The organism is Glutamicibacter sp. ZJUTW, assembly GCF_008370855.1.
GTDB lineage: Bacteria > Actinomycetota > Actinomycetes > Actinomycetales > Micrococcaceae > Glutamicibacter > Glutamicibacter nicotianae.
The window spans coordinates 1857585-1870157 of sequence record NZ_CP043624.1; the positions used below are offsets into that span (position 1 = coordinate 1857585).

A 12573-nucleotide genomic window follows, 5' to 3' on the forward strand; every position below is an offset into this window, starting at 1 on the left:
CTGAAACTAGCTGATGGCGATCTTCAGATCTGCTTCGGCCGGCATCCAGGTGGCCGGATCGGCGGTCACCTGCTCGCCGGAGCGGATGTCCTTGGCCTCGTGGGTGCCGTCGGCGTGGGTGAACCACACGAACGGAATCCCGCGGCGATCAGCGTATTTGATCTGCTTGCCGAACTTCTCCGCGCTGGCCGCGACCTCGCAGGCAATGCCGCGCTCGCGCAACTGCGCAGCGACATCCTGAGCTTCGTGCCAGGAGTCCTCGTTGGCCAAGGTGACATATACCACCGACGGCACCGAACGGCTCGCGGTTACCACCTCTTCGGCCAGGATGCGCGAGACCAAGCGGGTGACGCCGATGGACAGGCCCACGCCCGGGTAGTTCTTCTTCCCCTTGGAAGCTAATGATTCGTAGCGGCCTCCCGAGCAGATCGAACCCAGCGACTCATGGCCCACCAGCACGGTCTCGTACACGGTGCCGGTGTAGTAGTCCAGGCCGCGGGCGATGGACAGGTCGGCCATGACCTTGCCCGGTGCGCGCTTGGACGCGGCGTCGATGACCTGCGAGAGCTCATCCAGGCCGGTGTCCAGCAGCTCGTGCGTCACACCCAGGGCGCGGACCTGCTCAATGAAGGAGGTGTCCAGGGTGCGGATCTTGGCCAAGGCCAGGGCGGCGGCGGCCTGCTCGGCGGTGGCGCCGACTTCTTCGATGAGGATCTTGGCAACTGCGTCATCGCCGATCTTCTCCAGCTTGTCAATGGCGCGCAACACGGCGTCCGGATCCTCCAGGCCCAGACCGCGGTAGAAGCCTTCGGCCAGCTTGCGGTTGTTCACGCGCAGGCGGAAATCTCCGATCGGCAGGGCGGAGAGCGCATCTGCGATGGTCAGCGCCAGTTCCACGTCGTAGCTGAAGGGCAGGGCGCCATCGCCCACGACGTCGATATCTGCCTGGGTGAATTCGCGGAAACGGCCATCCTGCGGGCGTTCGCCGCGCCACACCTTCTGCATCTGGTAGCGGCGGAACGGGAAGGCCAGGTGTCCGGCGTTCTCCACCACGTAGCGGGCGAAAGGCACGGTAAGGTCGAAGTGCAGGGCCAGGGCGTTCGGATCGTTCTTGTCATCCTCGGCGGCCAGGCGCGACAGTCCGTAGACTTCCTTGTCGATTTCGCCCTTGCGCAGCAGCTGCGCGCGGGTTTCCACGGCACGGGTCTCGATATTGGCGAATCCATGCAGTTCGAAGACATGGCGCAAGGTGTCCAGCACGTGCTGTTCGACAGCCCGTTCGGCTGGAAGCCATTCCGGGAAACCTGATAGTGAGGCCTTGCGTGCCATGAAACTCCTTAGTGCAAATTGGGCTACCTACCCATCTTATAGCCCGAAACCCGAGAAACCTGTGCACGTCGGCTTACTAAGAAGCGGAGGTCACAGGTAGAGTTGGGTAAAGCAAGTGCTCGTAAAGTGAAAGAGTTTCAGCGGTGACCACCAGTCAGCAATCCGACGACAGCCAGAAGACCCCCTTGCCTCAGGCGCAGAAGCCTGCCGCAAAGCCGGTTGTAGCGCCAAGCGTCGCACACACCACTCCCCTCGATGAAGCGGCCAAGTTCGCCCGCGTGACCGAGGACGGCCACGTCTTCGTGATCATCGACGGCGCCGAGTCCCCCGTGGGCCAGTACCCGGACGCAACGCAGGAAGAAGCCCTGGGCTACTTCGTGCGCAAATACGACGACGCGCTCTCGCAGCTGATGCTGCTCGAGCAGCGTGTTGTTGCCAAGGCCCCGGCCGGCGAGCTCAGCAAGGCTGTGCAGGCGCTGTCGGCCACCGTCGCAGAACGCCACATGGTCGGCGACATCCCGGCGCTGGAATCCCGCCTGGAAGATGTCCGCGTCGCCGTCGAGGCATTGGCCAGCGAACAGCGCAAGGCCAACGACGAGGCTCGTGCCGAGCAGCTCGCAGCCCGCGAAGCCATTGTCGATCAGGCCGAGGCCCTGGCCGCCAAGCGCCCGGAGCAGATCCAGTGGAAGACCGCTTCGGCCACGATGAACGAGCTGTTCGATGCCTGGAAGGGCGCGCAGCGTTCCTCGGTCCGCCTGCCGCGCGCCACTGAGGATGCGCTGTGGAAGCGGTTCCGTACGGCCCGCACCACCTTCGACCGCCACCGCCGCGCATACTTCTCGCAGCTGGATTCGACCAACGCGGCCGCCAAGGAAGTCAAGGAAGAACTGATCGCCCGCGCCGAGGCGCTGCAGGGTTCGACCGACTGGGCTGCCACGGCCGCCGAGTACCGCAAGCTCATGGATGAGTGGAAGAAGTCGCGCCGCGCCTCGCGCAAGGATGACGACCAGCTGTGGAGCCGCTTCCGCGCCGCCCAGGATGTCTTCTTCCAGGCCCGCGCCGCGGCCAACGCCAAGATCGATGAAGAGTACGCCCAGAACCTCGTGGTGAAGGAAGCGCTGCTGGAAGAAGCCCGCGCGCTGCTTCCGATCAAGGATCTGGCTACCGCCAAGAAGGAACTGGATTCGATCCGCATCCGCTGGGAGGAAGCCGGCAAGGTGCCGCGCAACGACCTGCAGCGCATCGAGTCGGCACTGCGCCAGGTCGAGGACGCGGTCAAGGGTGCCGAGGACGAGCAGTGGCGCCGTTCCAACCCGGAGACCAAGGCCCGTTCCAACTCCATGCTCTCGCAGCTGCAGGACACCATCGCCGCCCTGGAAGATGATCTGGCAGCAGCGCAGGCCAAGGGCAATGCCAAGCAGATCGCGGCAGCCCAGGAAGCCCTGGATGCACGCCGCATGTGGCTGAGCACCTTGGAGAAGTCGGCAGCCGACTTCCAGTAAGTAATCCACAGATCGCTTGCAACCCGCCAACGCGGCGGTGCGGACTGGTTCAGTAGCTCTATGGAAACGAGAAATTCCGCAGCTACCGGATCCCGCGCCGCCGCGTTGCGCATTCCCGGGGATCTCTGGATCGCCGGCGAGATGTTCACCCGCAACGAGTTGGACGCCATGGCTTCCAACGGCTTATTGCGCGAGGTGCTTGGTGACTACTTCCTGCCCAGCAGCATCCAGGTCAACGCCTCGGTGCGTGCCCGCATTGCGGGCTTCGCCTGCGGCCGGGAACTGGGCCGCGATGCAGTGCTGGCGCGGCAGACCGCGGCCTGGATCCACGGGCTCTTGCCCTCGGTCTTCACCTTGTGCATCTACACCAAGAACTACCATCGACCCTTTTATCCCGGGCACGGCCTGAAGGCCGAGTTCGCCCAGATGCAGGTGCCAGATACGCAGATGGTGTTCCGCAGCCGCTTCAAGGTCACCACGGCATTGCGCAGCGCCTGCGATTGCGCCAAATATGATCCATTGCCCATTGCCAGCCGGGTGCTGGGCACCGTCATATCCCTGGCAGACCCCTACCTGAACTTGGATCTGATCCGGCAGGCGCTGGATAGCGAGGATCCGTCACCTGAACGATCCAGGGCGCTGCGCCTGGTGCAGTCCTTCTCCGGCACGGCACAGGCAGCATAGGCCGCGCGGCCGGACTGGCCAGGCAAGTTACCGGCGGGATCCCGCAGTGGTGCGGTAGACATCGTAGACGCCATCAATCCGCCGCACCTGGTTCAGCACGTGGCTCAGGAACTTCGGGTCGCCCATTTCGAAGGCGAAGCGGGAAATGGCAACACGGTCCTTGCTGGTCTGCACACTGGCCGAGAGGATGTTCAGGTGGCTTTCGGAAAGGATCCGGGTCACGTCGGACAGCAGCGATTTGCGATCCAGCGCCTCGACCTGGATTTCGACCAGGAATACGCCGTGGTGCTTGGTGGCCCACGTGACGTTGACGAGCCGATCCGGCTGCTCAGCGAGCTGCGTCAGGTTCAGGCAATCCGTGCGGTGCACCGAGACGCCGGCGCCACGGGTGACGAAGCCCTGGATCTCGTCTGGCGGCACGGGGGTGCAGCAACGCGCCAGCTTGACCAGCACGTCACCCAGGCCTTCGACGATCACGCCGGCCTCATTGCCCGTAGACGGGCTAGGAGCGACCGGGTGGATAACCGCTTCCTCATCGACCTGTTCGGCTTCTGGCGGGCCGATCAGAGCCGTTAGATGCTCGATGACGTTTTGCGCACTGGTATGGCCGTCGCCCACCGACTGGTACAGGGCAGAAATGTCAGTGTGGTGCAACTCGTTGGCTACCGCGGTGAGCAAATCGTGCGTCATCAGCTTCTGCAACGGCAGCTGGTTGCGTCGCAGTTCCTTGGTCAGCAGCTCCTTGCCCTTTTCGATGGCCTCTTCGCGGCGCTCCTTGGAGAAGTAGCCGCGGATCTTCGCCTTGGCCCGCGGCGACTTGACGAAATTCTGCCAGTCCTGGGATGGGCCGGCACCCTCGGCCTTGGAGGTGAAGACCTCCACCACATCGCCCTGCTTGAGTTCGGTATGCAGAGGCACGAGCTTGCCGTTGACGCGCGAACCGATGGTTCGGTGCCCTACGTCGGTGTGGATCGAGTAGGCGAAGTCCACCGGTGTTGCCCCCACCGGCAGGGACATGATGTCGCCCTTCGGGGTGAACACGTAGACCTCGGCGGAGCTGATGGTGTAGCGCAGCCCGTCCAGGAATTCTTCGGAGTCGGCGGTGTCGGCTTGCCATTCCATCAGGGAGCGCAGCCAATCCATGTTCTGCTCCGGAGAGAGCATGGAGTTGTCGGTCTGGCCATGCTTGTACTGGAAATGCGCGGCGACGCCGTATTCAGCGCGCACATGCATGTCATGGGTGCGGATCTGGATTTCCACGGGCTTGCCCTCGGGACCCATCACCGTGGTGTGCAGCGACTGGTAGAGATTCAGCTTCGGGATGGCGATGTAGTCCTTGAAGCGGTTGGGCAGCGGATTCCACTCCGCGTGCACGACGCCCAGCGCGCCGTAGCAGTCCTTGACGGTGTCGACCAGGATCCGCACGCCCATCAGGTCGTGGATGTCGTCGAAGTCCTTGCCGCGCACGATCATCTTCTGGTAGATCGAATAGTAGTGCTTGGGCCGGCCGGATACCGAGGCGTGGATGGCCACATCTCCCAGATCGTGCGAAAGGGTCTGGCGGATTGATGAAAGGTACTTTTCGCGCTCAGGGGTGCGGTCGCCGACCATGCGGACGATCTCCTGGTAGACCTTGGGATGCAAAGCGGCGAAGGACAGGTCCTCCAGCTCCCATTTGACCGTGTTCATGCCCAAGCGGTGTGCCAGCGGAGCGAAGATTTCCAGGGTTTCCTTCGCCTTGCGGGAGGAGGATTCCGGCGAGACGTAGCGCCAGGTGCGTGCATTGTGCAGGCGGTCCGCCAGCTTGATCAGCAGCACGCGGATGTCGCGGGACATTGCGACGACCATTTTGCGCACGGTTTCGGCGGGGGCCGCATCGCCGTAGGTGACCTTGTCCAGCTTGGTCACGCCGTCCACCAGCATGGCGATTTCTTCGGAGAATTCCTTCTTCACCGACTCGAGGGAGTACTCGGTGTCTTCGACCGTGTCGTGCAGCAAGGCAGCGGCGAGAATCGAACCGGTCATGCCCATTTCTGCCAAGATCGTGGCGACCGCGACAGGGTGCGTGATGTAGGGGTCGCCGCTCTTGCGCTTTTGGCCCTCATGATATTTTTCTGCGACCTCGTAGGCACGGACCAGCAAATCCAGATCCGCCTTCGGATGCTTGGACTTGACCGTGCGCAGCAGCGGTTCGAGAGTCGGCGATGTGCTCGGAGTGCTCCCCCGGCCTGCAAAGCGCACCAAACGAGAGATAGAGCGTCGTTTCGAATTGTTCAGGTTAGGCGTATTCGCCATGCCCCGCTCCTTCCCGTTGCCGTTGGAATTGTCCCGAAGCCTGAATGGAGCCAGGTCAAATCCATCGGTAGTTTCGGGCCGCCAGATCACCGGTGGCCGTGCACTTGAAAAACACCTTCTTTAGTTCAAACGTTATAGCACGTTCGCGCGGTGACAACTAATTACGCATCTTCCAGCTTAAGCGAAATGGTGCCCCAGGCCATCTGCCGGGGGCACCATATCCTAGACTTCAGATCGCGTTAGAGCGCTGCCATCTTCTTGTCGTGCGCAACCACGTCCTCGTCCTTGTGGCGCAGCCAGTGAAACATCGGTGCCTGGACGAACAGGGTCGACAGGGCCGAGACGATGATGCCGACGAACAGCGCCAAGGAAAGGTCCTTGAGCGTACCGGCTCCCAGCAGGTAGGAGCCGATGAACAGGATCGCGGCCACAGGCAGCACGGCCACAACCGAGGTGTTGATCGAGCGGACCAAGGTCTGGTTCACAGCGAGGTTGACCAGCTGCTCGAAGGTGCGCTTGGTCTGCTGGGTGTAGTCCTTGGTGTTTTCGCGGACCTTGTCGAAAACCACCACGGTGTCATACAGCGAGTAGCTCAGGATGGTCAGGAAGCCGATGATCGCGCTCGGCGTGATTTCGAAACCGGTCAGCGAGTAGATGCCCGCAGTCACGATCACCACTGCCATCAGGCCGACGATCGCTGCCAGCGACATCTTCCAGGTGCGGAAGTATGCTGCCATCAGCAAGCCCACCAGGACCACGAAGACGACCAGGCCAAACAGTGCCTGGCGTGAAACGTCTTCGCCCCAGGTCGGGCCGATGAAGTTGCTGGTCACTTCGTCGCTGCTGACGCCGTAGTTCTTCGCGAGCTGATCGGCAATGGCCAGGGTCTGGTCATCGCTCAAACGCTCGGTCTGCACGCGCATGGTGCCCGGAGCAATATTGGTCACCGTTGCCTCAGATCCCGAAGCCACTGAGCTGACCGTCTCTTCGCCAATCGAGATATCCGTGTTCTGCACATCCGAAACGGTGAATTCGGAACCGCCGCGGAAGTCGATACCCAGATTGAAGCCGCCCTTGACCACCGGGATCAGGATGGACAGGATCACCAGGATGCCGGCGATCAGGAACCATAAGCGGTGCTTGGAGGTGAACGGGTAGGAACGCTTGCCGGTGTAGAGCTCGTTGCCCCAAGTGACTAGCTTATTCATTGTTCTCCTCCTGGGCCTTGGCCTGCGTGCTGCCAGACGCGTTCGAGCCAGCGGACTGCTCGGCCTGAGCGCGGCGGCGTTCGGCAATGGTCATGCGCTTCGCTGCCTCAGCCGATGCCTTCGCATTCTTCTTGCCGCGATTTGCCGCAACATTCTCATCGAAGCGGCGAACCTTGCCCGCGCCCTGGTACAGCGGCTTGACGCCAAGCAACGATGGATCCATGCCCGACATCGGGTGGCCGTTGGCGAAGAACTTGGTGCGTGCCAGCAGCACCAAGGTCGGGTGGGTCAGGCCGTACACGACGATGAGGTCGATGATGGCGGTCAGGCCCAGGGTGAAGGCGAAGCCTCGCACGTTGCCCACGGCAACGATGTAGAGCACGATGGCGGCCAGCACGTTGACTGCCTTGGATGCCAGAATGGTGCGCTTGGCGCGCTTCCAGCCGATATCCACGGCGCTTGCCAGCGGCCTGCCTTCGCGCAGCTCATCGCGCACACGCTCGAAGTACACGATGAACGAGTCGGCGATGAGGCCGATGGCGACGATCAGGCCGGCGACGCCTGCCAGCGACAGGCGGTAGTTCATGCCCCAGCCCAGCAGCACCAGCGCCAGGTAGGTGAGCACGCCGGAAACCAGCAGCGACGCGATGGTCACCAGGCCCAGGGCCCGGTACTGGAACAGCGAGTAGATGAAGACCAGAAGCAGGCCGATGATGCCGGCGATGAGGCCAGCGGTGAGCTGGTCAGCGCCCAGGGTTGCGGAAACCTGGCGCTCGGACTGGATGTCGAAGCTGATTGGCAGCGCGCCGTACTTCAGCTGCTCGGCCAACGCCTGCGAGCTTTCCTGGGTGAAACCGCCGGAAATCTGCGGACGGCCATCGGAAATCACTGCATTGGTGGTTGGCGCCGAAATGGTTTCGCCATCAAGCACGATCGCGAACTGGTTCTGCGACCCCTGCAGGGCAATCAGACGCTGGGTGGTATCCGCGAAGAGCTTGGTGCCTTCGGCGTTGAACTCGATAACGACGACCCATTCGCCGGTCACCGATCCATTGACGCCGCGGGCCAACTGGGCGTAGGCGTCCTTGATCATGTCACCGGAGATTTCCTGCGGGCCGAGGATGTACTTCACGCCCATCTCGCGGTCGCAGGAGATCATTGGCTTGTCTGGGTCGGCGGCTTCGCCACCGCGATCCTTGAGCTCGACCTCGCAGTCGTAGCCTTCGAACTCCTGGAACAGCTCTGGGGTGATCCAGTTGGTATCCGATGGATTCTCCGGCTTGCCGCTAGGCTTTGGCAGGTCTTCCTTGGGGGTGCGGTCTTCCTTCGGAGTGGCCGCGAAGCCACCGGTGATCAGCACCGGGCGGAATTCCATGTTGGCCGAGGCCTGGATCAAATCGCGGGTGGTCTGGTCCGGGGTACCGGGCATCGAGACCACGACGTTGCGTCCGGACTGGGTGGTGATTTCCGATTCGGTGACACCGGAACCGTCCACGCGCTGGCGGATGATCTCCACCGCTTGGTCCAGCTGCTCTTGGTTGATCGCCTCGTCGCCCTGGACCCGAGGGGCCAGGATCATCTCGGTGCCGCCTTCGAGGTCGAGGGCCAGCTTCGGCCCCCATCCGGTTTTGCCGTTCACCGCACCACCCACCAACACGCCGGTTGCGATGATGAAGACGACCAGCAACCACAGCAACGCTTTGCGCGCCTGCTTAACAGGTCTGATTGATGACATCTAATGTGCTTTCTGGTTCGGGTGGCTTAGCCTTCAGGCCACCGCTATGCTGCCCGGGACTTAGGCGTTGCGCTCGTCCTTGCCCTCGTCGTTCAAGCGACGCAGGGACTCTTCCGGGGTTTCGGTTGCGTTGGAGGGTGCTGCTGGTTCGTCGGCAGCGGCCGGGGCTGCCGCATCCTTGTCCAGGAAGGTGGCGATGGCCTGGCGGTGCAGGGTGAGCACCACGCCTGGCGAAACCTCAACCTGTACGCGATCCTCTGCGTCTACACCGACGACGGTGCCGAAGATTCCCGAGTTGGTCATCACCTTGGCGCCTGGCACGGTGTTGGTCTTCAGCTTCTCCTGCTGGGCGGCCTGCTTCTTGCGGCCACGGAACATCATGAAGATCAGCACTGCAAACAGGGCGACCATCAGGATCAGCGAAGGGTTGAAGCCGCCACCAGCGGCCTGTGCGATTACGAGAGGATTCACGTATTTACCTGCTAACGATTAGTTGCGATTTGATCTGGAATTCTGGGATGCCGTTGCGCCATTTTCTGGCGCGAAACAGCAAAGACGCCCCACCTTACCCTGAAGTGGGCACAGGTCGGGCGTCTTTAGTCTAATGGGTCACGGTGAACCGGCAGGCCATTTACGCGGGCAGTGAAGTAATGCTTGCCTAATCCTCATCGTTTTCATAGCTTTGCGCACTGGCGAAGATGGCATCCTTGGGCATGGCTAATCCCAGATGCTCCCAGGCTCCGGGCATGGCGATACGCCCTCGCGGAGTCCGGCCCATCAATCCTTCGCGCACCAGGTATGGCTCGGCGACGGTTTCGACGGTTTCGGTTTCTTCGCCCACGGCAATGGCCAGGGTTGAAAGCCCCACCGGTCCCCCGCCGAATTTCGTGCACAGTGCTTCCAGCACTCCGCGGTCCAGGCGGTCCAGTCCGCGCGCATCGACCTCGTACATGTCCAGAGCGGCAGCCGCTGCCTTGGCATCGATCTCTTCGAGCTTGTGCACCAGGGCCCAGTCGCGCACGCGGCGCAGCAGGCGGTTGGCGATACGCGGGGTTCCGCGGGATCGACCGGCGATCTCGGTGAATGCAGCTGAGGTCACGCTCAGATCCAGCATCATTGCCGAACGGCGCAGTACCAGCTCGAGTTCCTTGACCGCGTAGAACTCCAGGTGCCCGGTGAAGCCGAAGCGGTCGCGCAGCGGCCCAGGCAGCAAGCCCGCACGCGTGGTGGCCCCAACGAGCGTGAACGGTGGAAGTTCCAGTGGAATGGCTGTCGCGCCAGCCCCCTTGCCGACGACGATGTCGACCCGGAAGTCTTCCATCGCCATGTAGAGCATTTCTTCGGCAGGCCGCGACATGCGGTGGATTTCATCCAAGAACAGCACCTCGCCCTCGGTCAGCGAAGAGAGAATCGCGGCCAGGTCGCCCGCGTGCTGGATTGCCGGGCCGGATGAGATGCGCAATGGCGCGTTCATCTCGGCGGCGATAATCATCGACAAAGTGGTCTTGCCCAGCCCGGGCGGACCCGAGAGCAGTACGTGGTCCGCGGTGCGTTCGCGGATCTTGGCTGCTTCGAGTACCAGCGAAAGCTGCTGGCGCACCCGGGATTGGCCGACGAAGTCGTCGAGGTTCCGCGGGCGCAGGGCAGCTTCGATAACCCGTTCTTCGGGTTCGCTGCCGGCGTTCGTGAGCCCGGTGGAGTCATTCATGAAAAGTCGATCCTCTCGCAGACCGCTTAGACGCGGGTTCCGCTGGACATGCTGCGCAGCGCGGCACGCAGGATTTCTGCGACGTTACCGGTGGCAACGACATCCGGATCGGCCTTGGACAGCGACTTCAGGGTACTGGTTGCATCCTTTTCGCTCCAGCCCAGTCCGGTCAGCGCTTCGATCACCTGCGGTTCCCAGACGCTGGCGGTACCGCCGCCGGACACCGGAGCCACCGGCGCGCCGGTCGGGACCAGCTTGCCGTTCAGTTCCAGCACGATCCGGCTGGCGCCCTTGGGGCCGATGCCGGACACCTTGGTGAAGGCGGCGGTGTCCTTCGTATTCGCCGCGATGCGCACTTCTTCAGGAGAATGCACGGCAAGGATGGCCAAGCCGGTGCGCGGCCCGATTCCCGATACGGAGATCAGGACCTCGAAGACATCGCGCTCCTCAGCGGTGGCGAAGCCGAAGAGGGTCATGGAGTCCTCGCGCACCACCATGGAGGTGAAGACCGTCGCCTCGCGCCCTTGATGCAGGCCGGACAGCGTTCCGGGGGTGGCGTTGACCAGCATTCCGAAGCCGTTAACGTCGATTACCGCGGTGTTCAGTGCAACCGCCTGCACGGTGCCGGTCAATGAGCTGATCATGCCACTCCTTGGATGTATGTTCGATCGAACCCAGTTTATCGAAGATACCTACGAATATCGATCCGCCGTGTTTCCCGGTGGGTCGAGGTCATTTCCCGGCCGCCGGCTAGCGGCGCACCGCTCGGCGCTTGGCTGACGCTTCGGCGGCGATCCATGCCTGCTGCGCACCTGTCAGCTGCGAGGACCCGCCGGCGTGCACCGCAGAGGCCGAGGCGTTCGAGCCGGTGGCCGCTCCGCGCCAGCCATGGGTAATTGCCAGGGCCACCGCGTCAGCGGCGTCGGCAGGTTTCGGCGGTTCATCAAGCCGGCAGATCTTGGCAATCATCTTGCCGATCGCCGCCTTGGTCGCCTGGCCGGAACCGGTCACCGCCGCCTTCACCTCGGTCGGCGTATGCAGCGCGACGGGGATGCCGCGTCGTGCCGCGGCGGTGATCACCACGCCGGTGACCTGGGCGGTGCCGATCACCGTGGAGACGTTCGCCGAAGCGAACACGCGTTCCAGGGCGAGCACGTCGGGCTGGTGCTGGTCCAGCCACGCCTCGATCGCGTTGGCGATCGTCAAGAGCCGGGCGTCGAGCGGGGTGCCCGGCGGGGTGCCGGCGACGGTGACGTCCACCAGCGAAACCTGCCTGTTAGCAGCGACGTCGACCACGGCAAGACCGCAACGGGTCAGGCCGGGGTCGACGCCGACAACACGTAAGGCCAAGCCCTACTGCTCTTCGTCCAATGCGGCGCGAACCTCATCGGACAGGTCGGCGTTGGTGTAGATGCCCTGGACATCGTCCAGTTCTTCCAGCGCGTCGTAGAGCTTCAGGAACTTGCGGGCTCCGTCAACATCCAGGTCCACCTTCATCGACGGCAGGAATTCCATTTCGTCGGATTCGTAGGCGATCTCGTTCTCGTCCAGCGCCGCTGCGACCGCGCGCAGGTCCGAAGGATCGCACACGATGGCGAAGTTCTCGTCCTCGTCCAGGATCTCGTCGGCACCGGCATCCAGCACGATCATCAGCAGGTCATCTTCGGTCAGCTCGCCCTTGGGCAGGCGGACTACGCCCTGGCGGTTGAACAGGTAGGCCACCGATCCCGGGTCGGCGACGGTGCCGCCATTGCGGGTGATGCCCACGCGAACCTCGGAGGCTGCGCGGTTCTTGTTGTCGGTCAGGCACTCGATCAGCAGCGCCGAGCCCTGCGGGCCGCGTGCTTCGTAGATGATCTCGGTGTAGTCGACGACCTCACCGGTCAGGCCGGCGCCACGCTTGATTGCGCGGTCGATGTTGTTGATCGGCACGGAGTTCTTCTTGGCCTTGCTGACGGCAAGTTCCAATGCAGGGTTGCCGGCCATGTCGGCTCCGCCGGCGCGGGCGGCAACTTCAATGCCCTTGATGAATTTCGCGAAGGCCTTGGCGCGCTTGGCGTCGATCGCAGCCTTCTTGTGCTTGGTAGTTGCCCATTTGGAGTGGCCTGACAT

General features: G+C 63.0%; 11 protein-coding genes. 2 read left to right on the top strand and 9 right to left on the bottom strand.

What is annotated here, in order from left to right; all coding sequences use genetic code 11:
- Window positions 1–6 precede the first annotated feature (6 nt).
- Window positions 7–1329, bottom strand: a complete 1323-nt coding sequence (gene hisS / locus F0M17_RS08745; protein WP_038991164.1) for a histidine--tRNA ligase — start codon at window positions 1327–1329, stop codon at window positions 7–9.
- 143 nt (window positions 1330–1472) lie between these two features.
- Between hisS and F0M17_RS08750 the strand changes: the two genes are divergently transcribed.
- Together F0M17_RS08750 and F0M17_RS08755 are read left to right on the top strand one after the other, a co-directional pair.
- Window positions 1473–2831 carry a DUF349 domain-containing protein gene (locus F0M17_RS08750; protein WP_149596941.1) on the top strand — a complete coding sequence of 453 codons (1359 nt, stop codon included), beginning with the start codon at window positions 1473–1475 and terminating at the stop codon, window positions 2829–2831.
- A gap of 60 nt (window positions 2832–2891) precedes the next feature.
- Window positions 2892–3515, top strand: coding sequence for a hypothetical protein (locus F0M17_RS08755; protein ID WP_149596942.1), 624 nt, complete (start codon window positions 2892–2894; stop codon window positions 3513–3515).
- Window positions 3516–3542: 27 nt separating this feature from the next.
- On the opposite strand, the gene F0M17_RS08760 is transcribed toward F0M17_RS08755, so the two are convergent.
- The 8 genes from F0M17_RS08760 to F0M17_RS08795 form a co-directional block, all read right to left on the bottom strand.
- Window positions 3543–5810 (bottom strand): bifunctional (p)ppGpp synthetase/guanosine-3',5'-bis(diphosphate) 3'-pyrophosphohydrolase, encoded by a 2268-nt coding sequence (locus F0M17_RS08760; RefSeq protein ID WP_038991313.1) that lies wholly within the window; start codon window positions 5808–5810, stop codon window positions 3543–3545.
- Window positions 5811–6049: 239 nt separating this feature from the next.
- Complete coding sequence (gene secF, locus F0M17_RS08765; RefSeq protein WP_038991171.1) at window positions 6050–7018, bottom strand: protein translocase subunit SecF; 969 nt, start codon at window positions 7016–7018, stop codon at window positions 6050–6052.
- Window positions 7011–8753, bottom strand: a complete 1743-nt coding sequence (secD, locus tag F0M17_RS08770) for a protein translocase subunit SecD (protein WP_149596943.1) — start codon at window positions 8751–8753, stop codon at window positions 7011–7013. The genes secF and secD overlap by 8 nt, the downstream gene beginning before the upstream one ends.
- A gap of 60 nt (window positions 8754–8813) precedes the next feature.
- Window positions 8814–9224, bottom strand: a complete 411-nt coding sequence (gene yajC / locus F0M17_RS08775; RefSeq protein WP_246857040.1) for a preprotein translocase subunit YajC — start codon at window positions 9222–9224, stop codon at window positions 8814–8816.
- 187 nt (window positions 9225–9411) lie between these two features.
- Window positions 9412–10461, bottom strand: a complete 1050-nt coding sequence (gene ruvB, locus F0M17_RS08780; RefSeq protein ID WP_128470234.1) for a Holliday junction branch migration DNA helicase RuvB — start codon at window positions 10459–10461, stop codon at window positions 9412–9414.
- Between the two features lie 26 nt (window positions 10462–10487).
- The gene (gene ruvA, locus F0M17_RS08785; RefSeq protein WP_066138500.1) at window positions 10488–11105 is read right to left on the bottom strand and encodes a Holliday junction branch migration protein RuvA; all 618 of its coding nucleotides are present in this window, start codon (window positions 11103–11105) and stop codon (window positions 10488–10490) included.
- Window positions 11106–11211: 106 nt separating this feature from the next.
- Window positions 11212–11811 (bottom strand): crossover junction endodeoxyribonuclease RuvC, encoded by a 600-nt coding sequence (gene ruvC, locus F0M17_RS08790; RefSeq protein ID WP_149596944.1) that lies wholly within the window; start codon window positions 11809–11811, stop codon window positions 11212–11214.
- Between the two features lie 3 nt (window positions 11812–11814).
- On the bottom strand, window positions 11815–12573 hold the full coding sequence (locus F0M17_RS08795) for a YebC/PmpR family DNA-binding transcriptional regulator (protein ID WP_149596945.1): 759 nt from the start codon (window positions 12571–12573) through the stop codon (window positions 11815–11817).

Bases quoted from the DNA above. Each gene is read 5' to 3' on its own strand.
- hisS (WP_038991164.1), bottom strand. From the start codon at position 1,329: ATGGCACGCAAGGCCTCACTATCAGGTTTCCCGGAATGGCTTCCAGCC.
- F0M17_RS08755 (WP_149596942.1), top strand. From the start codon at position 2,892: ATGGAAACGAGAAATTCCGCAGCTACCGGATCCCGCGCCGCCGCGTTG.
- F0M17_RS08760 (WP_038991313.1), bottom strand. From the start codon at position 5,810: ATGGCGAATACGCCTAACCTGAACAATTCGAAACGACGCTCTATCTCT.
- secF (WP_038991171.1), bottom strand. From the start codon at position 7,018: ATGAATAAGCTAGTCACTTGGGGCAACGAGCTCTACACCGGCAAGCGT.
- secD (WP_149596943.1), bottom strand. From the start codon at position 8,753: ATGTCATCAATCAGACCTGTTAAGCAGGCGCGCAAAGCGTTGCTGTGG.
- ruvB (WP_128470234.1), bottom strand. From the start codon at position 10,461: ATGAATGACTCCACCGGGCTCACGAACGCCGGCAGCGAACCCGAAGAA.
- ruvA (WP_066138500.1), bottom strand. From the start codon at position 11,105: ATGATCAGCTCATTGACCGGCACCGTGCAGGCGGTTGCACTGAACACC.
- F0M17_RS08795 (WP_149596945.1), bottom strand. From the start codon at position 12,573: ATGTCAGGCCACTCCAAATGGGCAACTACCAAGCACAAGAAGGCTGCG.